The 24,364-nt window shown below is 69.5% G+C and carries 20 protein-coding genes and 2 pseudogenes; 6 read left to right on the top strand and 16 right to left on the bottom strand.

All coding sequences use genetic code 11. The annotated features are described in order from the left end of the window. The 4 genes and pseudogenes from AOQ53_RS45105 to AOQ53_RS37660 all read right to left on the bottom strand — a co-directional run. Positions 1-1,069, bottom strand: a pseudogene (locus AOQ53_RS45105) (hypothetical protein); the annotation flags it as partial. Positions 1,070-1,225: 156 nt separating this feature from the next. Further along, positions 1,226-1,636 carry a DUF6113 family protein gene (locus tag AOQ53_RS37670; RefSeq protein ID WP_059424362.1) on the bottom strand — a complete coding sequence of 137 codons (411 nt, stop codon included), beginning with the start codon at positions 1,634-1,636 and terminating at the stop codon, positions 1,226-1,228. Further along, positions 1,633-2,493, bottom strand: coding sequence for an N-acetyl-1-D-myo-inositol-2-amino-2-deoxy-alpha-D-glucopyranoside deacetylase (gene mshB, locus AOQ53_RS37665; protein ID WP_059424360.1), 861 nt, complete (start codon positions 2,491-2,493; stop codon positions 1,633-1,635). Before mshB ends, AOQ53_RS37670 begins: the two co-directional genes overlap by 4 nt. A 62-nt stretch (positions 2,494-2,555) precedes the next feature. Beyond that, the gene (locus tag AOQ53_RS37660) at positions 2,556-2,750 is read right to left on the bottom strand and encodes a hypothetical protein (protein WP_030842840.1); all 195 of its coding nucleotides are present in this window, start codon (positions 2,748-2,750) and stop codon (positions 2,556-2,558) included. 177 nt (positions 2,751-2,927) lie between these two features. Between AOQ53_RS37660 and AOQ53_RS37655 the strand changes: the two genes are divergently transcribed. Continuing rightward, a complete protein-coding gene (locus tag AOQ53_RS37655) occupies positions 2,928-5,051 on the top strand; it encodes a S9 family peptidase (RefSeq protein WP_059424359.1) in 2,124 nt (707 codons plus the stop codon). Positions 5,052-5,172: 121 nt separating this feature from the next. Here AOQ53_RS37655 and AOQ53_RS37650 read toward each other — a convergent pair whose 3' ends face one another. The 10 genes and pseudogenes from AOQ53_RS37650 to AOQ53_RS37610 form a co-directional block, all read right to left on the bottom strand. After that, on the bottom strand, positions 5,173-5,625 hold the full coding sequence (locus tag AOQ53_RS37650; protein ID WP_167745808.1) for a VOC family protein: 453 nt from the start codon (positions 5,623-5,625) through the stop codon (positions 5,173-5,175). A gap of 38 nt (positions 5,626-5,663) precedes the next feature. Next, a complete protein-coding gene (locus tag AOQ53_RS37645) occupies positions 5,664-6,812 on the bottom strand; it encodes an ABC transporter ATP-binding protein (protein WP_059424357.1) in 1,149 nt (382 codons plus the stop codon). Then, a complete protein-coding gene (locus AOQ53_RS37640) occupies positions 6,805-7,845 on the bottom strand; it encodes an ABC transporter ATP-binding protein (RefSeq protein ID WP_236711949.1) in 1,041 nt (346 codons plus the stop codon). The genes AOQ53_RS37645 and AOQ53_RS37640 overlap by 8 nt, the downstream gene beginning before the upstream one ends. A 29-nt stretch (positions 7,846-7,874) precedes the next feature. Next, positions 7,875-8,837 carry an ABC transporter permease gene (locus tag AOQ53_RS37635; RefSeq protein WP_059424355.1) on the bottom strand — a complete coding sequence of 321 codons (963 nt, stop codon included), beginning with the start codon at positions 8,835-8,837 and terminating at the stop codon, positions 7,875-7,877. Then, positions 8,830-9,759: an ABC transporter permease gene (locus AOQ53_RS37630; RefSeq protein ID WP_059424354.1), complete on the bottom strand. Its 930-nt coding sequence runs from the start codon at positions 9,757-9,759 to the stop codon at positions 8,830-8,832. Before AOQ53_RS37630 ends, AOQ53_RS37635 begins: the two co-directional genes overlap by 8 nt. 132 nt (positions 9,760-9,891) lie before the next feature. After that, positions 9,892-11,505 carry a peptide ABC transporter substrate-binding protein gene (locus tag AOQ53_RS37625; protein ID WP_059424352.1) on the bottom strand — a complete coding sequence of 538 codons (1,614 nt, stop codon included), beginning with the start codon at positions 11,503-11,505 and terminating at the stop codon, positions 9,892-9,894. Between the two features lie 515 nt (positions 11,506-12,020). Beyond that, a pseudogene (locus AOQ53_RS48315) lies at positions 12,021-12,276 on the bottom strand (transposase); the annotation flags it as partial. A gap of 254 nt (positions 12,277-12,530) precedes the next feature. After that, a complete protein-coding gene (gene typA, locus AOQ53_RS37620; protein WP_059424351.1) occupies positions 12,531-14,438 on the bottom strand; it encodes a translational GTPase TypA in 1,908 nt (635 codons plus the stop codon). Between the two features lie 171 nt (positions 14,439-14,609). After that, the gene (locus tag AOQ53_RS37615; protein WP_059424350.1) at positions 14,610-15,278 is read right to left on the bottom strand and encodes a hypothetical protein; all 669 of its coding nucleotides are present in this window, start codon (positions 15,276-15,278) and stop codon (positions 14,610-14,612) included. A gap of 114 nt (positions 15,279-15,392) precedes the next feature. Next, positions 15,393-17,585, bottom strand: coding sequence for an ABC transporter family substrate-binding protein (locus tag AOQ53_RS37610; RefSeq protein ID WP_059424349.1), 2,193 nt, complete (start codon positions 17,583-17,585; stop codon positions 15,393-15,395). A gap of 288 nt (positions 17,586-17,873) precedes the next feature. On the opposite strand from AOQ53_RS37610, the gene AOQ53_RS37605 reads away from it, so the two are divergent. The 4 genes from AOQ53_RS37605 to AOQ53_RS37590 are packed head-to-tail and all read left to right on the top strand — an operon-like array spanning position 17,874 to position 21,769. Further along, positions 17,874-18,164 carry a hypothetical protein gene (locus AOQ53_RS37605; protein ID WP_059424348.1) on the top strand — a complete coding sequence of 97 codons (291 nt, stop codon included), beginning with the start codon at positions 17,874-17,876 and terminating at the stop codon, positions 18,162-18,164. A gap of 55 nt (positions 18,165-18,219) precedes the next feature. After that, the gene (locus AOQ53_RS37600; protein WP_059424347.1) at positions 18,220-19,056 is read left to right on the top strand and encodes a hypothetical protein; all 837 of its coding nucleotides are present in this window, start codon (positions 18,220-18,222) and stop codon (positions 19,054-19,056) included. Continuing rightward, the gene (locus AOQ53_RS37595; RefSeq protein ID WP_059424345.1) at positions 19,056-20,996 is read left to right on the top strand and encodes a fumarate reductase/succinate dehydrogenase flavoprotein subunit; all 1,941 of its coding nucleotides are present in this window, start codon (positions 19,056-19,058) and stop codon (positions 20,994-20,996) included. Before AOQ53_RS37600 ends, AOQ53_RS37595 begins: the two co-directional genes overlap by 1 nt. Then, positions 20,993-21,769 (top strand): succinate dehydrogenase/fumarate reductase iron-sulfur subunit, encoded by a 777-nt coding sequence (locus AOQ53_RS37590; RefSeq protein ID WP_059424344.1) that lies wholly within the window; start codon positions 20,993-20,995, stop codon positions 21,767-21,769. Before AOQ53_RS37595 ends, AOQ53_RS37590 begins: the two co-directional genes overlap by 4 nt. Here AOQ53_RS37590 and AOQ53_RS45100 read toward each other — a convergent pair. Together AOQ53_RS45100 and AOQ53_RS37580 are read right to left on the bottom strand one after the other, a co-directional pair. Continuing rightward, entirely contained in the window at positions 21,744-22,739 is a 996-nt protein-coding gene (locus tag AOQ53_RS45100; RefSeq protein ID WP_059424342.1) for a phosphotransferase family protein, read from the bottom strand. The genes AOQ53_RS37590 and AOQ53_RS45100 overlap by 26 nt on opposite strands. Next, the gene (locus tag AOQ53_RS37580; protein ID WP_078945693.1) at positions 22,736-23,845 is read right to left on the bottom strand and encodes a glycoside hydrolase family 18 protein; all 1,110 of its coding nucleotides are present in this window, start codon (positions 23,843-23,845) and stop codon (positions 22,736-22,738) included. Before AOQ53_RS37580 ends, AOQ53_RS45100 begins: the two co-directional genes overlap by 4 nt. Positions 23,846-24,172: 327 nt before the next feature. On the opposite strand from AOQ53_RS37580, the gene AOQ53_RS45570 reads away from it, so the two are divergent. Further along, the coding region (locus tag AOQ53_RS45570; protein WP_148640434.1) for a hypothetical protein at positions 24,173-24,364 on the top strand (192 nt) is incomplete at its 3' end.

The raw sequence follows: 24,364 nt of genomic DNA, 5'->3' as shown, positions 1-24,364 counted from the left end.
CGGGGCCGCCAGAACGACCAGCCTCGCTGAAGCCACCGGGACCGCCGGGACCACCCGGCTCATTGAAGCTGCCGGGGCCGCCGGGACCGCCCGCCGGTGGGGTCATCGGGCCGTCCCCGGTGACCGGACCGCCCGTCGGGCCGGCCGGGCCCTGCGTGCCGGGGCCACCCGCGTCGCCGAAGCCGTTGGGCGCGCCCTGGCCGCTCTGCCCGCCGTAGCCGCCCTGACCGTTCTGGCCGCCGAGGCGGTCGTTCTCCGAGAAGTACGGCAGGTCGTCGCGGCGCGATTCGCCGCCGTCAGTGCCCGGGCCGGGACGCGAACCGTTGCCGAGCGGGCCCGCCGCCAGTGCCTCGGTGACGTCGAAGGAGCCCGTGCCGCCGCCGTGCCCGGGCGCGACGGGGCCGCCGGTCGCGCCGCCGGGAAGCCCCGCACCGTTCGTGCCGCCGGACCGGGAGCCGCCCGGCCTGCTCATGGAACCGACCACGCCTCCGGGCCGCCCGGCACCGGAGCCACCCGCAGCGGGGCCGCCCGAGCCGGTACCACCGGCACCCGGACCACCCGCACCGGAACCACCCGCCGCCGGACCCGAACCGCCCGGCAGACCGGCCCCGTTGGTGGAGCCGCTCCCCTGACCGGGCTTGCCCGAGCCGGACTTGCGGGGTGCGAACCAGTCGCTGGTCGGCTTGTCCTCGCCGGACTGGGCGGACTGGCCGGGCTCGGCAGGGGGCTCGACGGTGCCGGTGCCCCTGGGCGTGGCGGCGCCCGGAGCTGTCCCGTCGTTGCCCGCGCCGGCGCCGGAACCGGTACCGGTGTCGCCGGAACCCTCCGCGTCCGCGACGGGCTTGCGCACCACCACCGGCGGAATGGGCCGTGACCCGGGGATGTTGATCCGGATCCGGGTCGTCAGCGTGGTCTCGGTCTTGCGTTCCTCCGGCCGCGTGGCCGAACGGCCCGCTTCCGTACCGCCGTCGGAGACCGTCGGGGTCCCGTACGGCGGCGTACCCGACGGGTAGGCGGCTCCGCCGCGCCCGTTGGGCCCGGAGGACGGAGTGTCAGTTTCACGACTCAAGGCAGGTTCTCCCGGTTGGCTCCGCCGCCCGACACAACCTCACGCGGGCAGCTCGGCGGCGCGCACCACCATACTGGCCACTTCTCACCCGTATCTCAGGACCGCTGGGGAAACTCACACCGGACCCCCACGGGCACGTCCTGGCGAAGTGGTACGTCACTTGCCAGGTCGGACGGGGTCGCCGTCCGGTTGCCGCCTCGGGGCGAGGGTGGCGCAGATCACAGCCACGCCGATGCCCCCGAGCAGGAAGAGATAGGAGCCGGCGCCCGCCGCGAAGAGGAAGTCACCCTCCGGGCGGCTGGCGGTGAGCAGGACGATGGCAAGCATCCAGCCGGCGGCCGCCGCGGCGCCCCCGGCCCGGCCGCGGGTGACGCGCGCGGCGCCGAGGACGACCCCCGCCTCACCGGCGAGGGCGAGCAGCAGCCCGCCCGGGAACCACCCGGGCTGCACCAGCGCGCCGGCCGCGCCGACCAAGGCCCCGAGCAGGAAGAACCCGGCACAGGCGGCGACCCGTCCGGCGGAGGGCGGCCGCATCGGCTGGGCGAGCATCGGACTCCGGTCGCTCATGAGGCCTCCTCGACACCGGCGAACAGATCCGTCTCCCACTCGCCGGAGCCCCGTTCGCCCCGCACCAGCTCGTAGTACTCGGTCGTGAGGATCGGCTGGGCGAGTTCGTTGGACAGCACGAAATACGGCCCGGACACGGCGATCTGGGTGGTGTGGGCGCGCATCGCGGCGGCCTTGGCGGCGGCGTGTGCGGTGCCGTCGACGGCGGTGGTGATCCGTTCGTCGGCCACGACGCCCGGTACGTCGTCGACGTCGGCCGCCTTGGTGAAGGGGAGGCCGGGCAGGTCCTCCCGGAGCCGGGCAAAGGACTGCTCCACAACGGACCGGGGGGCCCGGTTCCAGTAGACCTTCGGGATCGGCCGGCCGGCTTCGGCGGACAGCTCGGCGGCCCGCATGGCGACGCGGTGGGCCTGGATGTGGTCGGGGTGGCCGTAGCCGCCGTTGTCGTCGTAGGTGACGAGGACGTGGGGGCGTACCTCGCGCATCACCTCGACGAGGTGGGCGGCGGCCTCGTCGACGTCGGCCTGCCAGAAGCAGGCGGGGTCGTCGTTGTCGGGCAGGCCCATCATCCCGGAGTCGCTGTAGCGTCCGGCGCCGCCGAGCAGGCGGAAGTCCTGGACGCCGAGCTCGGCCATGGCGGCGGTGAGCTCCCGGCGGCGGTGCTGGCCCAGGGCGGGGCCGGTCAGGTGCGCGAGCTCGGGCGGGATGACCTCGCCGCGTTCGCCGAGGGTGCAGGTGACCAGGGTGACGTGGGCACCCTCGGCCGCGTACCTGGCCATGGTCGCGCCGTTGTTGATCGACTCGTCGTCCGGGTGCGCGTGCACCAGCAGCAGACGCCGGTCGGGCAGTTCCGTCATGGAACCCACCCTACGAGGTCCCACGGCCCCGCCCTACGAGGCCGTACGCGGTGACCGGGCGGTCAGAACTTGATACTGCCGATCATGCCCGCGATGTTGGTCGTCAGCTCGTTGATCGTGGGAGCCACGGTCGAGGAGGCGAGGTAGAAGCCCAGCAGCATGCAGACGATCGCATGCCCGGCCTTCAGCCCTGACTTCTTGATGAGCAGGAAGACGATGATCGCCAGCAGCACCACCGCCGAAATCGAGAGTGCCACGGCGGCTCACCTCCAAAGATCCACGAGGACGCGGGGAGTCGGACTATGGGGGCATCAAATCCGTACAGCAGCCAGCAGGTTCATACCCACTATGCGACATTGATCATAACTATCCGTCCGTGCGCATCGATCGGCGCACGGCCGCACAAGGGGGCGCATGGCCAATATGGTCAGGGCATGACGACCGAGCCTGACTCCTTCCCCCGACGGCACGCCCGTACCCAGCGCTTCACGCTCGGCGCGCCGCGTTCGTTCACCGTGGCGCCCGACGGTTCGCGTGTCGTGTTCCTGCGCTCCAGTTCCGGTAGTGACCGGGCGAACTCGCTGTGGGTCCTCGACACGGAGGAGGGCGGGGAGCGCGTGGCCGCCGACCCGCGCGCCCTGTTGGACGGCGCCTCGGAGGACCTCTCGCCCGAGGAACGCGCCCGGCGTGAACGCAGCCGGGAGGGTGGCGCCGGCATCGTCGGGTACGCCACCGACACGGCCGTCGAGTTGGCCTCTTTCGCCTTGTCAGGGCGGCTTTTCGCGGCCGAGCTGCGGGCCGGGACGGCGCGTGAGATGCCCACGCCCGGGCCGGTGATCGACCCGCGTCCGTCGCCCGACGGGCGGCATGTCGCCTACGTCGCGCAGGGTGCGCTGCGTGTCGTAGGCGCCGAGGGGGAGGACGACCGGGCGCTCGCCGAGCCGGAGTCGGAGAATGTCTCATATGGACTGGCCGAGTTCATCGCTGCCGAGGAGATGGGGCGGTCGCGCGGCTTCTGGTGGGCTCCGGAGTCGGACCGGCTGCTCGTGGCGCGCGCGGACGACACGCCGGTGGAACGGTGGTGGATCTCCGACCCGGCCCATCCGGAACGCGAGCCGCAGCGGGTGGCGTATCCGGCGGCGGGCACCGGCAACGCGGACGTACGGCTGTTCGTGATCGGCCTGGACGGCGCGCGCACGGAGGTCGCCTGGGACCGGGCGCGGTACCCGTATCTGGCGCGTGTGCACTGGTCAGCGGCAGGTGCGCCATTGCTGCTCGTACAGGCGCGCGACCAGCGCAGCCAGCTGATTCTCGCGGTGGATCCGGAGTCGGGCGCGACCCGGATGGTGCACGCCGACGAAGATCGAACATGGCTTGATCTTTTCCCCGGGGTGCCGTGCTGGAGTCCGGCCGGGCAGCTGGTGCGGGTCGCGGACGAGGGCGGTGCGCGGGTGCTGGCGGTCGGGGACCGGCCACTCACGGGAGCGCAGCTGCATGTGCGTGCCGTGCTGGACGTCTCCGACGACGACGTGCTGGTCTCCGCGTCGGCCGGCGAGGAGGCCGCCGAGCCGGAGACGGGCCAGGTGCACGTGTACCGGGTGAACGAGCTGGGCGTGGAGCGGGTGTCGCAGGAGCCGGGCGTGCACTCGGCGGCGCGGGCCGGGGACGTGACGGTTCTGGTCTCGGCGACGCTGGACCGGCCAGGTGCGCGGGTGCAGGTACTGCGCGACGGGAAACCGACGGCCGTTGTCCCTTCGTACGCCGAAGATCCTGGTATGTCCCCCCGCGTGACGCTCACCGAGGGGGGCGCACGCCGCATCCCGTGCGCCGTACTTATGCCTCGGGACTACGCCGGTGACACCCCCCTGCCGGTACTCATGGACCCGTACGGCGGGCCGCACGGGCAGCGGGTCTTCGCCGCCCACAACCCGCATCTCACCTCGCAGTGGTTCGCGGACCAGGGATTCGCGGTGGTCGTCGCGGACGGCCGGGGCACCCCGGGCCGCTCCCCCGCCTGGGAAAAGGGGATCCACCACGACTTCACGCTGTCGCTGGACGACCAGGTGGAGGCCCTGGAGGACCTCGCGAAGAGGTTTCCGCTGGATCTGACCCGGGTGGCGATCCGCGGCTGGTCCTTCGGCGGCTGGCTGGCCGGCCTCGCGGTGCTGCGCCGGCCGGACGTCTTCCACGCGGGGATCGCGGGCGCGCCGGTGACGGACTGGCGCCTGTACGACACGCACTACACGGAGCGCTACCTGGGGGACCCGGCCGAGCACCCGGACGCGTACGCCAGGAGCTCCCTCGTCACGGCGGACGGCCTGTCCTCCCCCGCCGAGCCGCACCGCCCGCTGATGATCGTGCACGGCCTCGCCGACGACAACGTGGTCGTCGCCCACGCCCTGCGCCTCTCCTCGGCCCTCCTGGCCGCCGGCCGCCCGCACGAGGTGCTGCCGCTGTCCGGGGTCACCCACATCACCCCACAGGAACAGGTCGCGGAGAACCTGCTGCTGCTCCAGGTCGACTTCCTGAAGCGGTCCCTGGGAATCACCGGCGTCTGAACATGCAACGGGCCGGGGCAACATGGCGCGCCCCGGCCCGTTTACGGCACCCGCACGGCCGTACGCTGTTCAGCCTGACGCGCCCGTATATCGGGATCGGGTCGGCGAAGTTGCCTGCGTGTTAACGCAGTTCGCGGGGGTTTGTAGGTACTTCGGCAGCCACCAGCTCGACCTCGAACCCGTCCGTGTCGGCGAGGTGGGCGGCGTAGTGCCCGAGGCCTCCGGCGTGGGGGTGGTGGTCGGGGAAGAGGGGCTCCCAGTCGTGCGCCGGGGCTTCGTGAACCAGCTCGTCGATGTCGGTCGGTGTCCCGGCATGGAACGCCAGGTGGTTGAGGCCAGGCCTCATGCGGTCGTGCTCGGTGGCGGCACTCATCGCCGGTGACTGCTCGACGACGAGGCGTGTCGGGCCGAGCCGCCAGCTACGGCCGCGCTCCCACTCCTGAGACGGGTCGTGGCCGAGGCGGCCCAGGAGCCAGCCCCATTCGCGGGTCGCCCGGGGAAGGTCGGCGACCCGGAGTTCGATGTGATGCAGCGATCCAGATCCTCGAACGCCGGGTCCCGGCGCCTTCGACAAGAAGGGCCGGGAACCGGAAGGGATGCCGTACAGGGCCGTCAGGCCGCGTGGATGACGTCCTTCTCCTCGGCGAAGTGGCAGGCCGACTCGTGGGCCGCCGGGGTGTCCTCGCCCTTGAAGCGCTCCGGGACCGCCAGCAGCGGGATCTCCTCGGCGCACTTGTCCTGTGCCTTCCAGCAGCGGGTGCGGAAGCGGCAGCCCGACGGCGGGTTGGCCGGGGACGGGACGTCGCCGGTGAGGATGATCCGCTCGCGGTGGGCGCGGGCCTCCGGGTCGGGGACCGGGACAGCCGACAGCAGCGCCTGGGTGTACGGGTGCGTCGGGTGCTCGTAGATCTGCTCGTCGGTGCCGATCTCGGCCATCTTGCCGAGGTACATCACACCGACCCGGTCCGAGATGTGCCGGACGATCGACAGGTCGTGGGCGATGAAGACGTAGGAGAGGTTGAACTCGTCCTGCAGGCGCTCCATCAGGTTGATGACCTGGGCCTGGACGGACACGTCCAGGGCCGACACCGGCTCGTCGCAGATGATGATCTCGGGGTTCAGGGCCAGGCCGCGGGCGATGCCGATGCGCTGGCGCTGACCGCCGGAGAACTGGTGCGGGTAGCGGTTGATGTACTCCGGGTTGAGGCCGACGACGTCCAGGAGCTCCTGCACCTTGCGGCGCCGGTCGCCCTTCGGGGCCACCTCGGGGTGGATGTCGAAGGGCTCCCCGATGATGTCGCCCACCGTCATACGGGGGTTGAGCGAGGTGTACGGGTCCTGGAACACCATCTGGATGTTGCGGCGGACCGCCTTCAGCGCGCGCCCGGACAGCCTGGTGATGTCCTGGCCCTTGTAGAAGACCTCGCCGGCCGTCGCCCGCTCCAGGGTCATCAGGAGCTTGGCGACGGTGGACTTGCCGCAGCCCGACTCGCCCACGATGCCCAGTGTCTCGCCCTGGTACAGGTCGAAGGAGACACCGTCGACGGCCTTGACCGCGCCGACCTGCCGCTTGAAGAGGATGCCCTGGGTGAGCGGGAAGTGCTTGACCAGGTTGCGCACCTGCAGGATCGGCTCGCCCCGCTCGACCGGCGCCTCGATCGCGGCGACCGCCTCCGACTCGGAGCTGGCGTCGACGACCGCGACCTCGGAGACGTTCGGCGTGGCGTCCTGCGGCTCGTCGGTCTTGCTGAGCTCAGCCATGGATCGTCTCCTTCCAGAAGTGGCACGCGCTGCTGCGGCCGACCAGCTCGCCGCCGTCCCGCTCGGTGACGGGGTGCAGCGGCGGGATGTCCGTACGGCAGATGTCCTGTGCCTGCGGGCACCGCGGGTTGAAGGCGCAGCCGGACGGGATGCGCGTCAGGTTGGGCGGCAGACCCTTGATCGCGTACAGGTCCTGGCCCTTCTGGTCCAGGCGCGGGATCGAGTCCAGCAGGCCCTTGGTGTACGGGTGCGCGGGGCGCTTGTACAACTCGTGGACCGGGGCGCGCTCGACGATGCGCCCCGCGTACATCACGGCGATCTTGTCCGCGACGTCGGCGACCACGCCGAGGTCGTGGGTGATCAGGATCAGACCCATGTTGTACTCGCGCTGCAACTCCGCGAGCAGGTCCATGACCTGGGCCTGGACCGTCACGTCGAGGGCCGTGGTGGGCTCGTCGGCGATGATCAGGTCCGGCTCCAGGGCGAGCGCCATCGCGATCATGATGCGCTGGCGCATACCGCCCGAGAACTGGTGCGGGTAGTCGTTCACCCGGTCAGCGGCGGCCGGGATCTTCACCCGGTCCATCAGCTCGATCGCCTTGGCCTTGGCGTCCTTCTTGGACATGCCCTGGTGCACGCGGAACATCTCGCCGAGCTGGTAGCCCACGGAGAGCACCGGGTTCAGCGAGGACAGCGCGTCCTGGAAGATCATCGCGATCTTGCTGCCGCGGATCTTCCGGCGCTCTTCGCTGGACATCTTCAGCATGTCCTGGCCGCGGAAGAGGATCTCCCCCTTGGGGATGCGGCCGGGCGGCATGTCGAGGATGCCCATGATCGCCTGCGCGGTCACGGACTTGCCCGAGCCGGACTCGCCGAGCACGGCGAGCGTCTCGCCCGCGGCGACGGAGTAGTTGACGCCGTTGACGGCCTTGGCGACCCCGTCGCGAGTGCGGAACTCCACGTGCAGGTCGCGGACTTCGAGCAGCGGTCGGCTCGTGTCCTGCGAGCCGTCCGGTGCGGGACTCTCGGCCATTTCATCGATGATGGTCACGTACGCCTCCCTCAGCGCAGCTTGGGGTCGAGGGCGTTGCGTACCGCATCGCCGAACATCAGGAACGAGAGCACCGTAATCGAGACCATCACCGACGGGATGATCAGGGTGTGGGGGGCGATACGGAGCTGCTCACGACCTCGCGCCACGTCGCCGCCCCAGGACACGGCCGTGTCACCGAGTCCCACGCCCAGGAAGGACAGGGTGGCTTCGGCAGCGATGTAGCCGCCGAGCGCGATGGTCGCCACGACGATGATGGGCGCGAGTGCGTTGGGCAGGATGTGCCGGACCAGGATCCGGGACGTCGAGGCACCGAGTGCCTTGGCGGCCACCACGTAGTCCGACTGCTTGATGGTGATCACGGCACCGCGGGCGACACGCGCGATCTGGGTCCAGCCCAGGAAGGCGAGGGCCATGATGACGACCAGGACGGTGCGGTTGTCGAAGGAGTTGAGCACCACCAGGGCGCCGAGCAGGAACGGGATGCCGAGGAAGATGTCGGTCAGCCGCGAGAGCAGGGTGTCGGTCCAGCCGCCGAAATAGCCGGCGATCATGCCGATGAACGTGCCGATAATGGTGACGGCGATGGTGACACCCACACCGACGGTGATCGAAGCGCGGGCACCGTAGACGACACGCGCGTAGATCGAACGGCCCTGGACGTCGTAGCCGAGCCAGTCCGGAGCGAAGAAGTGACCCCAGTTCGGCTTCCCCAGATAGTGCTTGGCCAGATCGGCGTCGCGCGGCGAGGCGCTGGTGAACAGTCCCGGCCAGATCGACATCACCAGCAGGAACACGATCAGCACGGCCGATACCAGGAACAGCGGGTTGCGCCGCAGGTCGTGCCAGGCGTCGGACCACAGGCTGCGCGGCTTCTCGGGAGCCGGGCCCGAGTCGGTCACGATGACGCCCGCGGTGCTCGCGGTGTCACCGGGAAGGGCTTCGACCTTCTTCTCGACGCTCTTGTCAGGCATACCGGATCCTCGGGTCCAGGACCGCGTAAAGCAGGTCGACGATGAGGCTGGCAGCGAGGTAGATGAGCACCATCAGCGAGGCGATTCCCACGACCGTGGCGCCCTCGCGCCGGCTGAGCGCATCGTAGATCTCGAGACCGATACCCCGCACATTGAAGATGCCCTCGGTCACGATGGCGCCGGTCATCAGGTTGCCGACCTCGATACCGAGGAAGGTGACCACGGGAATCAGCGAGTTGCGCATCAGGTGGACACCGATGACACGGCGGCGCGGCAGGCCCTTGGCCACGGCGGTGCGCATGTAGTCGGAACGCAGGTTCTCCGCGATCGACGTGCGGGTCAGCCGGGCGACGTAGGCGAGTGAGAGCGACGCCAACACGATGGCCGGAAGCATGAGTTGGGAGAAGTCCGTCGAGTCGGTCACCGTCGGCGTGGTGACCTGCCACTTGAACGCGAGCTGGTACTGCAGCAGGAAGCCCAGCACGAAGGACGGCATCGAGACGAGGAACAGTGTCAGCGTCAGCAGTCCGCGGTCCCGCAGCGTGTCGGGGCGCAGGCCGGCGACGATACCGAGGCCGATACCCACGAGCGAGACGAAAATGAAGGCGAAGAGCGTCAGCCTGATCGTCACCGGGAACGCGTCGAGGATGACGTCCTTGATGGGCCGCTGACTGGCGATCTGGGTACCGAAGTCGCCCTGCAGCAGCCCGGTCATGTAGTTCACGTACTGCTGAAGGAGCGGCTGGTCCAGGCCGAGTTCCTTCTTGATGCCCGCGACCACCGCCGGGTCGTACGCCTGATCCCCCATCATCGCCCGGACGGGATCGCCGGGCAGGGCGTACATCATGCAGAAGATGAGCAAGGTTGACCCGATGAACACCGGGATCATCTGGAGCAGTCGTCGTGCGACATAGCGCCCCATAGGTGCCTCCGTGATGGGTTAACGCAGGTGCGGGGGCCGCCTCCTGGTGACGAGACGGCCCCACGCACCTCCCACCGCCACCTGAGCGGCGGCGGGCTTACGGCCGAGTGGGAAGAGCCCGGAGGGCTCCTCTTACTTGGTGGTGACGGCCCACACTTCGAGGTCACCGTGGAAGTCGACGTTGACGTTGTCGACGTTCTTACCGTGGCCGCCGTTGATGCGGTAGTACCAGAGCGGGATGGCCGGCATGTGCTCGACCAGCTTCTTCTCGACCTCCTGGAAGGCCTTCACCGACTCGTCGAGGGACTTGGCGTTGTCGGCCTTGTTCATCAGCCCGTCGATCTCCTTGTTGGAGAAGCGACCGTTGTTGGCCTCGGCGGTCGTGTGGTAGAGCTCCTTCATGAAGTTGGCGTTGACCGGGTAGTCGGCGACCCAGCCACCGCGGTACATGCCCTTCACCTGGTCGTTGTCACGGGCCTCGAGGTCCGTGGCGAAGTCCGGCTTCGGGTCGCCGACGCAGTCGACGCCGGTGGCCTTGCGGATGGACTCGCAGACCGCGGTCACCCACTCCTTGTGCCCACCGTCGGTGTTGTACTGGACGGTGAACTTGTTACCCGGAACGCCGCCGCCCTCCTTGATGAGCTGCTTGGCCTTCGCCGGGTTGTACGTGAACACGTCGGTGTCCAGGTTCTGGTAGCCCTTGACGCCCGGCGGCGTGAAGCCCTTGGCCGGCGTACGGGTGTTGTTCAGAACCGTCTTGGTGATCGTGTCACGGTCGATCGCCATCGACAGACCCTGCAGGACCTTCGGGTCGATGTCCTTGAAGGTCTTGGAGTAGAACGCCGGGGTCAGCGACTGGATGGCCGCGTACGGCTGCTCGATGGCGCCGTCGCCCAGGTCCTGCTTGTACTTCGGCAGGTCCGTCGGGCCGACCTGGCGGATCATGTCCAGGTTGCCGGAGACGACGTCCTTGTAGGCGGCCTCGACCGTCGTGTAGGACTTGAACTGGACGCCCTTGTTCTTCGCCTTGTTCGGGCCCTTGTAGTCATCCCAGGCCTTGACCTGGATGAGCTTCTTGTGGTCCCACTTCTCGAAGGTGTAGGGACCGTTGCCGACCGGCTTCTGGCCGAAGGCCTTCGGGTCGTCGTAGAAGACCTTGGGCAGCGGGGCCCACGTGGTGTAGCCCAGCTTGTAGTTGAAGTACGGCATCGTGTACTTCAGCTCGATCGTGAAGGTGTGGTCGTCCACGATCTTCAGGCCGGACATGGTGTCGGCCTTCGGGGCGCCCTTCTCCGGGTGGACATCGTCGTAGCCCTTGATGTCCTGGAACCAGAAGGAGTTCTGCTGGTTGTTCTTGATGTTGGCGTACCAGTTCCAGGCGTCGACGTACGACTTGGAGGTGACTTCTTCGCCGTTGTGGAACTTCCAGCCCTTCTTGAGCTTGACCGTCCACGTCTTGGAGTCGTCGGAGCTGACCGACTCGGCGTTCGTGTAGACGATGTCGCCCTTGGCGTCGAAGTCCAGCAGCTGGGTGAAGATGGACTGGATGACGTACGAGCCGTTGGTCTCGTTGGTGTCGGCCGGGATCAGCGGCTTCTGCGGCTCGCCGACGTCGATCGAGACGTACCCCGCAGGGCCGGAACCCTTGCTCTTCCCCTCACCGTCACCGTTGCCGCCGCAGGCGGTGGCGGCCAGAGCGACAACTATCGCCCCCGCGACCCACTTGGCGCTCTTGGCACCGCGCATGGGTTCCTCCTATGAAGTCATTGGTTCACCGCAAAGGGAGCACAGACAGACCACCGCCACCGCCCGTCGCCGGTGCCGGAAATCGTCAGGTGCCCCCGCGCTCGTGAGTCGGCGCCGCCTCCAGCGAGTGACCCGTTCATCCGAGCTCTACGCGCCTAACTATCTGCCAAACGTCAGGGCCGAACCACACTCTCGAGGTCTCGGTTCGATCACAGCTCACGTATACATCTTCCAAAATCCGGACAAAGGGTTTGGTGAAAGATCCCTGCGAAACGGACTTGTTACACATCTATCGGTCGCGGGTGTCCGTATTCCGGACGCGAGAGTGAGATAAACCGCTTGCGGCTGCCGTGGCTGCCGTGCAAGGTGCAACCGGGGGCTGTCACGCGCTCAAGAAGCCTCTGCCGCAGGGCCGTTGTACGGGCCCGTGCGCGGACAGGGCGCGGCACTTCCGCAGCAGGGTAGTGCGCACGGGGCGCTCGGGACGGCTCTCCCCGGGAAATCGAGGGTTTTCCCTAACCTTTCCGGGGGCTGAGTGGGAGTGAGTCCTGCTGCCAGAACCCATGCTCAGCCGGACGCCCCGAACGGTGTTGGGCGTCCTGGTCCCCCGCTTTCGCTCCGCATCCGGCGCGCGCGTGTCCGTGGTCCGGGAATGCGGGGGCGGGATTCCTCACACTCCTGAGCGCCTGGTCCGGCCTGGCCGGTCCGATGCCCGCACCCATCACTCTGGTGAGTGCGGGGGCCCTTGAGCCGGGCACGGATCGCTACCCCGGGCGGGCCAAGGACGACGAACGGCGTTGAAAGCTCCCGCACCACACCCACCTCCCCGCGCCCGGACACGCCCACCACCCAGCGACCACACCCGCGAAGAGGTCACGCATTCGATCCAGGAACCCCTGTTCCCTTCCCGGAAACCGCACCCCGGAGCACGGACACTCCACTCACCCACACACCCCAGAAAGCGCTCATACGCACTCCGGGCACCCCGCCCACGCGGGGTGCCCGGCGTCGTCGTACGGCAGGCGTCAGCCGTGCTTGGCGCGGCTCGCGGCGCGGGCGCGCTCGCGGGCGTCCAGATTCACCTTGCGGATGCGCACGGCCTCCGGGGTGACCTCGACACACTCGTCGTCGCGGCAGAACTCCAGGGACTGCTCCAGCGACAGCTTGCGCGGCGGGACGATCGACTCGGTCACATCGGCCGTGGACGACCGCATGTTGGTGAGCTTCTTCTCCTTGGTGATGTTGACGTCCATGTCGTCGGCGCGGGAGTTCTCGCCGACGATCATGCCCTCGTACACCTCGGTGCCCGGCTCCACGAACAGCACACCGCGCTCCTGCAGGTTGGTCATCGCGAAGGCGGTGACCGCACCGGCGCGGTCGGCGACCAGGGAGCCGTTGTTACGGGTCTGGAGGGTGCCGAACCAGGGCTCGAAGCCCTCGTGGATGGAGTGGCCGATGCCCGTGCCGCGGGTCTGCGTCAGGAACTCGGTCCGGAAGCCGATGAGGCCGCGCGAGGGCACGACGAACTCCATGCGGACCCAGCCGGAGCCGTGGTTCGACATGTTGTCCATACGGCCCTTGCGGACGCCCATGAGCTGCGTGACGGCGCCCATGTGCTCCTCGGGCACGTCGATCGTCATGCGCTCGACGGGCTCGTAGACCTTGCCGTCGACCTCCTTGGTGACGACCTGCGGCTTGCCGATGGTCAGCTCGAAGCCCTCGCGGCGCATGGTCTCGACGAGGATGGCCAGCGCCAGCTCGCCGCGGCCCTGCACCTCCCAGGCGTCCGGACGCTCGGTCTCCAGCACGCGGAGGCTGACGTTGCCGATCAGCTCACGGTCGAGGCGGTCCTTGACCTGGCGGGCGGTGACCTTGCGGTCCTTGACGGCCGACTTCGCGTCGGCGCCCTTGCCGGTGCCGCCGCGGCCGACCAGCGGGGAGGTGTTGGTACCGATGACCATGGAGATCGCCGGCTCGTCGACGGTGATCAGCGGCAGGGCGACCGGGTTCTCCGGGTCGGCCAGGGTCTCGCCGATCATGATGTCCGGGATACCGGCGACCGCGCAGATGTCACCGGGGCCGGCCTTCTCCGCCGGCTTGCGGGTGAGCGCCTCGGTCATCATCAGCTCGGAGATCCGCACACTCTGGACGGACCCGTCGCGCCTCATCCACGCGACCGTCTGCCCCTTCTTCAGCTCGCCCTGCTGGACGCGCAGCAGCGCGATACGGCCGAGGAAGTTGTCGGCGTCCAGGTTGGTGACGTGCGCCTGGAGCGGGGCGGACTCGTCGTAGGTCGGGGCCGGGATGTGCTCCAGGATCGTGGAGAAGAACGGCTCCAGGCTGGTGGAGTCGCTCGGGACCGTGCCGTCCTCGGGCTTGGTGAGGGACGCGATGCCGTCGCGGCCGCAGGCGTAGACGATCGGGAACTCGATCTGGTCCTCGTCGGCGTCCAGGTCCAGGAACAGGTCGTACGCCTCGTTCACGACCTCGTCGATACGGGCGTCGGGCCGGTCCGTCTTGTTGATGCAGAGGATGACGGGCAGCCGGGCCTGGAGCGCCTTGCGCAGCACGAAGCGGGTCTGCGGCAGCGGGCCCTCGGAGGCGTCCACGAGCAGGACGACGCCGTCGACCATCGACAGACCGCGCTCGACCTCGCCGCCGAAGTCGGCGTGGCCGGGGGTGTCGATGATGTTGATCGTGATCGGGTCCCCGCCGTCCTTCGGGTGGTACTTCACCGCGGTGTTCTTGGCGAGGATCGTGATGCCCTTCTCACGCTCCAGGTCGTTCGAGTCCATCATGCGGTCGTCGACGGAGTCGAGCTGGTGCGCGGCGAAGGCGCCGGCCTGCTTCAGCATGCCGTCGACGATGGTGGTCTTGCCGTGGTCGACGTGGGCGACGATGGCGACGTTGCGGATGTCGTGGCGCGTGGCCATATTGAGGCGTACTCCCGGAGTGGTGAGGAATGCCCTGCGCGTACGTCGGTGGTGCGCGGGCCCTGCCGGGCTCAACATGCCACGGCCTCACCCCATGGTACGGGTCTGCTGCCGGTGGGGTTAGCCAGCCTACGTCAGTGCAGGTCAGGGCCTGTTTCGAGGTCCTTGACGTCAGTGTCCGGGCCTGCCGGGGGCTGCCGGTTCGCAGGAGTGCCGGGCGGCCTCCCGGCCCAAGGGCGAGTCGGCCTTCTCCTCGCAGTCCATCAGGCCGCCGATGTCGACCGTCCAGTTCCGGGCGTGGCCGGAGACGGTCCTGCCGTCCGGGCACGTGTAGCGGAAGTCCGCCGACACTTCCTTCACACCGGCGTACTGGACGAACTCACCCGCCGCGTGGGGCACGACGCGGTCCTTGTCGAGCTCCGGGGCCGGGAGCCGGACGTCGGTGAACGCCCAGGTGTCTCCACCGGCCTCCGCCAGGGTGGGCGCGTCGGAGTCGATCTCGCCGGTCTTCTTGCCGAACGAGAAGAGGATCTCGGCGGCGGACGGAGCCGGTCCGTCGGCTCGTACCGAGGGCCTGGGGGTGTATACCCGCCGCATCGGGTTCTGCAGTGCGCCGTCGCCCGGACCGAGTCGCTCCGATTCGGAGACCCCGGTCAGCCGGTCTCGCGTGGTGACGTGGGACCAGGTGAAGGTGCCCTTCGCGCAGGCCTTCGCTCCGGCCCTGTCGGTCTCACGGGCGGTGCCGTCACTTTCCGTCTCCCCCGTGCACGCCGTCAGCCCCGTCACCAGCACCCCGATGACCAGCCCGGCCGCGCAGGCCCGCCGTACCGTGTCGCGCATCCGCCGGCTCCTGTCCCCCGTGCACGGACGCCCGGCGTCCGCACCATGATCACTGCTGACCTCATGGTGCGGGGGCCGGGCGGGGGACGGCAAGACGTTTGAGCGTTCCCAGAGCTACCGGGCGGCTGATCCCTTCGCCGACGGTCCCGCCGCCGGCTTCGCGCCCTTCTTCAGGAAGCCCATGTCCTCGTAGGCCGGGGTCCCGAAGCCGAAGGCGCCGGTGTTCACGAGGTTCTTGCGGGCCGCGACGAGCTGGGGGCGCTGGAAGAGGGGGATGGAGCCGGCCGCCGCCCAGATGCGGGAGTCGGCCTTGCGGATGAGGGAGCGGGACTCGCCCTCGTCGAGGGTGGACACGGCCTCGTCGAAGAGCTGGTCGACCTGGTCGGTGCCGACGCGTGTGTAGTTCTGCTCGATGTTCAGGGAGCCGTCGGCGGCCGGGACGGGCTTGGCGTAGACGGGACGGGCGTCGGTGGCGGGGAAGGCGGTCGCGGGCCAGGAGTAGAGGGCGAGGTCGTACTGGCCGGAGGCGATGTGGTCCTTGAAGTAGGACTCGTCGGAGACCTTGGAGATGTCCGTGTCGATGCCGACGCGCTCCAGCATGCGGGCGATGCGGTCGGCGACCGTGCGCAGCGTCTGGGAGCCTGGCCCGGAGGGGAGCACGAAGCGGAGGGTGAGTGCCTTGCCGTTCTTGGCGAGCCGGGCGGCCTCCTGGTTGGCCGGGGCGGCGGTGCCCTCGGGGGCGTACGCGCCGGGCGCGCCGCCCTGGTTCGGGTGCTTGTACTGCTTGCCGTCCTGGGCGAGGTGGTCGGCGGGGTCCTGCCGGCCGTGCGTCTTGTTGTCCTCGCCGACGACGTACGTGCCGTCGTCGTCCGGCTCTTCCTTGGAGGCGCCGGCCTTCTCGCCGCCGGCGCCGGCCGCCTTCTCGCCCTCCTTCTTCTTCTCCTGCTCCTTGACTGGGCCGCCGCGCACCCACCCGGCGTCCGCGAGCAGGGCTTGGGCCTCCTCGGTGTCCTGGCCGCCGAGGGCGCCGCTGTTGTCGGCGTAGGCGGCCTGGCCGGAGAGGGCCAGGTGGCTGCCGACCGGGACGGCGGGAAGGCCCAGGGGCTTCAGGACGGCCTCGGCCAGTTCCTTGCGGTCGAGGGCGCGGGCGACGGCCCTGCGGACGCGCTCGTCGGCGAGCGGGCCCTCGGCGCCGTTCAGAGCGAGCTGGGTGTAGGCGGGTTCCAGGGACTTGCGCACCTCGAAGCCGCGCAGGGCCTGTTGCTGCCGGGCGTACTTGGCGGCCACCTTGCGCAGCCTATTGCGGGCGACGGTCTCCTCGTCGGCGGCGTCCTCGTCGGTGCCGTTGGCGACGGCCCAGGAGCGCATGGCGTCCGCGGCGGACCGGTCGGCGCCGGGGCCCATCAGCGGGCTGGTGGAGCTGCGGGGCCGGGCGGCGACGGTGATGCGGCGGGCCGCGGAGGGGTCGATCTCCGCCACGTCGAGGGTGCCGGCGGCCAGTTCGGCGGCCCGCTTGTCGCGCGGCACGGTGCGCAGCACGATCTCGGAGAGCTTGGCCGGCTCGCCCCACCAGCGCGGGTTGCGGGCGAGTGTGATCTCGTCGTCCTCGCGGTCGACCTTGTTCACCGTGAAGGGACCGGCGCTGACCGTGAGCCTCTTGCGTGCCCCGTCGTTGAAGGAGTCCGGGGTGCCCATGACGTCCTTCGGGTACAGCGGCGAGAACAGCGACCGCCAGTCGGCGTAGGGGCGGCTGAAGGTGACCTTGACCTCCAGGGCGTTGTCCCCGCGCTCGATCTTCTGGATGCGGTCGTAGCCGGCGTTGCGGGCGGTCCAGTAGGCGGTGTCCTTGCCGGACAGGGCCCGCCACTGGGCGGCGAAGTCGGCGGCGCCGATCTCCCGGCCGTCGCTCCAGACGGCCTGCTGGTTCAACTTGTACAGGACGACCTGCTTGGGCTCCGTCTCGACGACCTTGGCGGACTCCAGGTAGGCGGTGTTGCGCTCGGGACGGCCACTGGCGTTCATCCGGAACATCGACGGCAGGACGGCCTGGGCGACGCGGGTGGTGGTGGCGTCAGCGTCCGACTGGAAGGTGTTCAGGGTGTCGGGCACGGAGTCCACGGCCCAGCGCAGGGTGCCGCCGTCGGCGACCCGGTCCCGGCCCGCGGGCTGGATGTCCGGCGCGGCGAGCGGCTTGCCCGCGGGGTCCTCGGAGCCGCATCCGGCGAGCGCGGGCACCGCGAGCACTCCCGCGGTGAGGAAGGCGACCGAGCGCGTGACCGCACCCGGGCCGACGCCGTGCTGGGACATCTGTGCTACCTCCGGGAAGCCGCGGGCGTTATGATCACTTTTGGCGGTATTTGGAGTTCATCTGATGTATGCGGCCACTGAAGAGGAAAGGGTTCGGCAACACAGAGCGACACGGCGGTCACGGGCGGCAAGTCACCCGTGCGGCGCAGCGCACCGCAGGGTGCACCCACACGCCTCGGCCAATCGATGCACATCCCTTCACAGCGCAAGGTGTGACGCGCAACACTCGCAGGCGCATGAACGTTGCCGCCTTGGGCCTCGAAGGACCCGTGGAAGTGAGGGCAAGTCATGTCCGTTCACGACGAACTGACGTCAGTCCAGCGCAGTCTCGACGAGCTGTTCCGCTCGCTGGGACGCCTGGAGAAGCAGCTCGGCACCGGCGGCCTGGAGATGCGCCGCGTCCGTGCCGACGCCAACCACCTGCGTGAGAGCGTCGCCCTGCTGCGCGACGCCGCCGCCACGCCGGCCGCACCGAAGCGCCCGGACCTCGTCACCATCTCGGACGCGCCGTACGACCCCGCGCTGTGGGTCGACTCGGACGACGAGGGACTCGGCGCCCGGGACCGGCGCGCTCCCTGACCGGGAGGGCGTCGAACGACCGGCACCTCCCCCGAACCCGACCGGAGTCGTCACAGTGGCCACTGGTACGGAACCTCCCGCCACAGAACCCCATCCGCGAAGCGGCGGCGTACGGGCGGGTACGCGCGCCGCGATCGACGCCCCGCACCTGCGCACCGACCGCTGGTGGCTGGCCCCGGCCGGCACGGTCGCCGGTCTGCTGGCCTTCATCGTCTACTCGACGTGGCGGGCCTTCGCGAACGCCGACTACTACGCGGCGCCGTACGTCTCGCCCTTCTACTCCCCCTGCCTGGCGGAGAACTGCGAGCCGATGAAGGCCGGCCCGAACTGGGAGATCTTCGGCAGCTGGTGGGGGATCTCCCCCGCGATCATCATCCTGATTTTCCCGCTCGGCTTCCGTCTGACCTGCTACTACTACCGCAAGGCCTACTACCGGGGCTTCTGGGCGTCCCCACCGGCCTGCGCGGTGGCCGAGCCGCACCGGAAGTACACGGGCGAGACCCGCTTCCCGCTGGTGCTCCAGAACATCCACCGGTACTTCTTCTACGCCGCGCTCCTCGTCGCCGGGATCCTGACCTACGACACCGTGCTCGCCTTCCGCGACGAGAACTACGAGTGGGGCCACATGGGCCTCGGCACGCTCGTGTTCCTGGTCAACATCGTGCTGATCTGGGCCTACACGCTGTCCTGCCACTCGTGCCGGCACATCGTCGGCGGCAAGCTCAAGCACTTCTCCAAGCATCCCGTGCGCTACCGGATGTGGCAGTGGGTCGGGAAGCTCAACGCCCGGCACATGCTGCTCGCCTGGGCGTCGCTGGTGAGCGTGGCGCTCGCCGACTTCTACGTCTACCTGGTCGCGTCCGGTGCCTTCGACGATCCGAGGTTGTTCTGATGTCCGTGGTCGACCGGCAGGAGTGGGACGTCGTCGTGGTGGGGGCGGGCGGCGCCGGGCTGCGCGCCGCCATCGAGGCACGTGAACGGGGTGCCCGTACGGCCGTGATCTGCAAGTCGCTGTTCGGCAAGGCGCACACGGTGATGGCCGAGGGCGGTATCGCGGCGGCGATGGCCAACGCCAACGAGAACGACAACTGGCGGGTCCACTTCCGCGACACCATGCGCGGCGGCAAGTTCCTCAACCAGTGGCGGATGGCCGAGCTGCACGCGCAGGAGGCGCCGCAGCGGGTGTGGGAGCTGGAGACCTGGGGGGCGCTGTTCGACCGGACCAAGGACGGCCGGATCTCCCAGCGCAACTTCGGCGGCCACGAGTACCCGCGCCTCGCGCACGTCGGCGACCGCACGGGCCTGGAGCTGATCCGCACCCTCCAGCAGAAGATCGTCGCGCTCCAGCAGGAGGACTTCAAACAGACCGGCGACTACGAGTCCCGGCTGAAGGTCTTCCAGGAGTGCACGGTCACCCGCGTCCTGAAGGAGGACGGGCGCGTCTCCGGTGTCTTCGGCTACGAGCGCGAGTCCGGCCGCTTCTTCGTCCTGGAGGCACCGGCTGTCGTGATCGCCACGGGCGGCATCGGCAAGTCCTTCAAGGTGACGTCGAACTCGTGGGAGTACACGGGCGACGGCCACGCGCTGGCCCTCCTCGCGGGCGCTCCCCTGCTGAACATGGAGTTCGTGCAGTTCCACCCGACGGGCATGGTCTGGCCGCCGTCGGTCAAGGGCATCCTCGTCACCGAGTCGGTGCGCGGCGACGGCGGGGTGCTGCGCAACTCCGACGGCAAGCGGTTCATGTTCGACTACATCCCGGACGTCTTCAAGGACAAGTACGCCGAGACCGAGGACGAGGCCGACCGCTGGTACGACGACCCGGACCACAACCGGCGTCCCCCCGAGCTGCTCCCCCGCGACGAGGTCGCGCGGGCGATCAACTCTGAGGTGAAGGAGGGCCGGGGCTCCCCGCACGGGGGCGTCTTCCTCGACGTGTCGACCCGGATGCCCGCCGAGGTCATCAAACGCCGGCTGCCGTCGATGTACCACCAGTTCAAGGAGCTGGCCGATGTCGACATCACGGCGGAGGCGATGGAGGTCGGGCCCACCTGTCACTACGTGATGGGCGGTATCGCGGTCGAGTCCGACACGGCGGCGGCACGCGGGGTACCGGGACTGTACGCGGCCGGTGAGGTGGCCGGCGGCATGCACGGCTCCAACCGGCTCGGCGGCAACTCGCTGTCGGACCTGCTGGTGTTCGGGCGCCGGGCGGGCTGGCACGCGGCCGAGTACGCGGCGGGGCTGGCCGGGGCGCGGCCCGTCGTGGACGACGGGCAGATCGACTCCGCCGCCGCCGAGGCGCTGCGGCCCTTCTCCGCCGAGGCGGAGATCGAGGAGCCGAGGGGCGGCCCGCCGGAGAACCCGTACACCCTGCACCAGGAACTCCAGCAAACGATGAACGACCTGGTCGGCATCATCCGCCGCGAGCCGGAGATGAAGCAGGCCCTGGAGAAGCTGGCCGAGCTGCGGGGCCGGGCGCGCCGGGCCGGTGTCGAGGGGCACCGGCAGTTCAATCCGGGCTGGCACCTCGCCCTGGACCTCAGGAACATGCTGCTGGTCAGCGAGTGCGTGGCCCGGGCCGCGCTGGAGCGCACCGAGTCGCGCGGCGGGCACACCCGCGAGGACCATCCGGGGATGGACCGCAAGTGGCGCCGGATCAACCTGCTGTGCGCGCTCACCGACCCGACGGGCGGTCTGGCGGCCACGGACCCGGTCCGCGGCCAGATCACCCTCACCCGCGAGACCACCGAACCCGTCCGTGCCGACCTGCTCGCCCTGTTCGACAAGGAGGAGCTGGTCAAGTACCTCGCCGAAGAGGAGCTGTACGAATGAGCAGCTACACGGCCCACTTCAAGGTGTGGCGCGGTGACGTGGGAGGCGGCGGCCTGGAGGACTTCGAGGTCGAGGTCAACGACGGCGAGGTGGTGCTCGACATCATCCACCGCCTCCAGGCCACCCAGGCCCCCGATCTCGCGGTGCGCTGGAACTGCAAGGCGGGCAAGTGCGGTTCCTGCTCCGCCGAGATCAACGGCCGGCCGCGGCTGTTGTGCATGACGCGCATGTCGGTGTTCGACCGTGAGGAGACGATCACGGTGACGCCGCTGCGGGCGTTCCCGGTCATCCGCGATCTCGTCACCGATGTCGGCTTCAACTACACCAAGGCCAGGGAGGTCCCGGCGTTCGTGCCGCCCGCGGATCTCGGTCCCGGCGAGTACCGGATGATGCAGGAGGACGTGGACCGCTCGCAGGAGTTCCGCAAGTGCATCGAGTGCTTCCTGTGCCAGGACACCTGCCATGTGGTCCGCGACCACGAGGAGAACAAGCAGGCGTTCGCGGGGCCGCGTTTCCTCATGCGGGTCGCGGAGCTGGACATGCACCCGCTGGACGCGGCGGCGGAAGCCGGCCTGGACCGCAAGACCACCGCCCAGGACGAACACGGCCTGGGCTACTGCAACATCACCAAGTGCTGTACGGAGGTCTGCCCGGAGGGCATCAAGATCACGGACAATGCGCTGATTCCCCTGAAGGAACGGGCGATCGACCGCAAGTACGACCCGCTGGTGTGGCTGGGCTCGAAGATCAAACGGCGTTCTTCAGCAGGCTGAGCGCCTGCCGCAGGTTGTGCTCCGCGATCTCCCGCATCCGCTCCGGGTGCGGGAAGTCGCCCTCGATGAGGGTGAGGGGGCCCGAGACCAGGCCGAGGTGCATCGACAGGCGGTAGAGGCGCATGCGTGCTTCGTCCAGGCCGGGGGCGCGCAGGGCGTCGTAGTGGGGCCCGAAGCGGAGCCTGAGGAAGACGTGCTCGTGCTCCGCGTCGAAGTACATCAGCCCCTCGATGTCGATGAGCGCCGGGTGCCCGTCGGGCGTGAGCAGGACGTGGTCCGGGCCCAGTTCGGCGTGGATGAGGGTGTGCAGGTCGCGGGGGCGGACCTCGGCGGCCAGGGCGTGGATCGTGTCCTCCAGTTCCCGGCGTACGGCGGCGGCACGGGGTTCGCGCCGGGCCGCCTCCGCGATGCAGCGCAGGGCGCCGTCGGTGATGCGCTGTTCGCAGGAGACGCCGTGGGAGGAACCGCCGTTGTCGACGACGGCGACCTTTCCGAAGCGGGGGCCCGTGTGGGCGTGCAGGGTGGCGAGCAGGTCCGCCATCCGGTCCATGAGCCGAGGTGCCTCGTGCGGGTCCCGGGCGAGGGCGTCCTCCAGGCTGCCGCCGGTGATGTCCTCCACGACGGCCGCGTCGGCCGGGAGGTGTGTGTGCGTGGCGTCCGCGTACAGGAGGCGTGGGGTGCGGACGCCGGAGGCGGCCAGGCGGTCGTGGGCCGCCGTGAACAGGCCGAGGCCGGTGCCGTGGGAGAAGACGTCCCGGGGGTCGGGGTCCGGCTGGTCCCAGTAGTCCTCGTCGGCCGACCACACGTAGGCGACGGCCGTGGAGCCGTCGTCGAGGGTCAGGCGGTAGACGCCCTTCTTGGTGCCGCCGCGCAGGCGTTCCACACCGGTGAGGGTGCGGCCGGGGCCGAGGGCGGCGCGGGTGAGGGGGGCGAGATCGGTGCGGGTGAGTTGCCTTCGGGGCTTGGTCACCGCACCCAGTCTTCCTTGTACGCACGCCAGTCCGCCTCGGTCGCGGCGAAGTCGATGTACAGCGCGACGCCGAAGCGGGGCCGGTCGGCGTCCGTGCGGGACAGGCCCAGGCGGACGCCCCGGACGGCGGCGGGCACGGTCTCGGCGTGGTTCCAGTGGCCGAAGCGGTTCTCGTGGAAGAAGGGCAGGCCCATCAGCAGGTCGGTGGAGGGCGGGGTGACCTCCAGGGCGAGTGAGGTCTGCTGGGCGACGTAGCCGCCGTAGGTGCTCTCCAGGGGCTGCATGGTGTCGTACGACATGACGGCGATCTGGTCGACGCGGCGGGCGACCTGGCCGAAGAACTCCTGCGACCACCACTTGGGGTGGCCGGTGACGCGTCCCCACACGGTGTGGAAGGCCGGGAGCGGGTCGATCTGGTGGGCGGCGACGGAGAGTTGGGCGTCGCGGGAGCGCGTCTCGCGGCGCAGGGAGTCGAGCAGGGTGAGGTAGTTCCGGTCGCCGGAGTGCAGGGGTTCGAGGTCGAGGTGGATGCCGTCGTAGCCGGTGTCCAGGACCTGGCGGGCGGAGCGGACGACGGCGGCTCGGGTGTCCGCGTTCTCCAGGCGCATGCCGTCGGGGCTCTCGGTCGCGAGGACGTCGCCGAGGAAGGCCTGGACGCGGACGCCGGGGAGTTTCTCGTGTACGGCGTCTATGAACCAACGGGCTCTCGGATAAACAGACTTGGGGAGCGTGCCGTCGTGTTCCAGCGGGCCCGAGTGGACGTACAGGTCGCGGATGCCGGTGCCTTGCAGGCGGCGGGCCAGGGCGGTGACGTCGGCGTCCTTCTTGCGGCCGTCGACCCAGGCGTGGCCGAGCCAGAGGGCGTCGCGGTTTCGGGTGTGGGTGCCGTGGGCGGGGTCGCCGGTGTGGTTGATGTAGAGGATTGTTTCAGCGGTGAGGAGGGGGAGGAGGAGGGCGAGGAACAGGCACAGGGCGATACGGCGTACCCGGCGGAACCGGCGGGATCGCTGTACTTGAACCCCGCCGTCCGCGCTGCCGGTGACCTCGTGTTCGTTCCCCTCCGACGCCTCGTCGGGCCTGGGTTCCGTGTGCTCCGTCGTGTGCATGCGTGTCTCCCCCTCCGGTTCCGTCCCGCCCCCACCACCCTCGCCGCCCGGACTCCTGATCGCGCAGGGGCGCTGATCGGGTTGCCCGAGGCAGGTGTTGTCGGGGATGACGACGGGTGACGTGGCTCGGTTGCAGCCGGTGTACGCGTACGGACGGGAGGGCGGCCAGTGCCGACGGGCGCTCCGCTGACCGACGTTCCCTTGTAGGGATTCCGTAACGGACCTGAGAGCGCACCAGCGCCCGTTTATATGATGATCCAACTTGCGATGGCCCAGTGTGAGTTGACCGGGCAGGTCGGCAACGGATGTACGGGGGTGGGGGGAAGCGTGATCCAGCCGGAGAAGATTCCGCAGTTCACGGGGAATCTGGAGCAGCTGGAGACCGACTACGCGGACCTGAAGAAGGACGCGGGTCATGTCCGGGATGCCGGTGGTGACATCCACTCCAGGTTTCAGGGGTTGTCGGCGTATTACCAGGCTCCGGATGCGGAGCAGTTGTTCGCCACGACGAAGCCGGTC

This window comes from Streptomyces azureus (genome assembly GCF_001270025.1).
Lineage (GTDB): Bacteria > Actinomycetota > Actinomycetes > Streptomycetales > Streptomycetaceae > Streptomyces > Streptomyces azureus.
The sequence above is the reverse complement of the archived record's forward strand: the minus strand, read 5'-3'. Positions and strand labels throughout refer to the sequence as shown.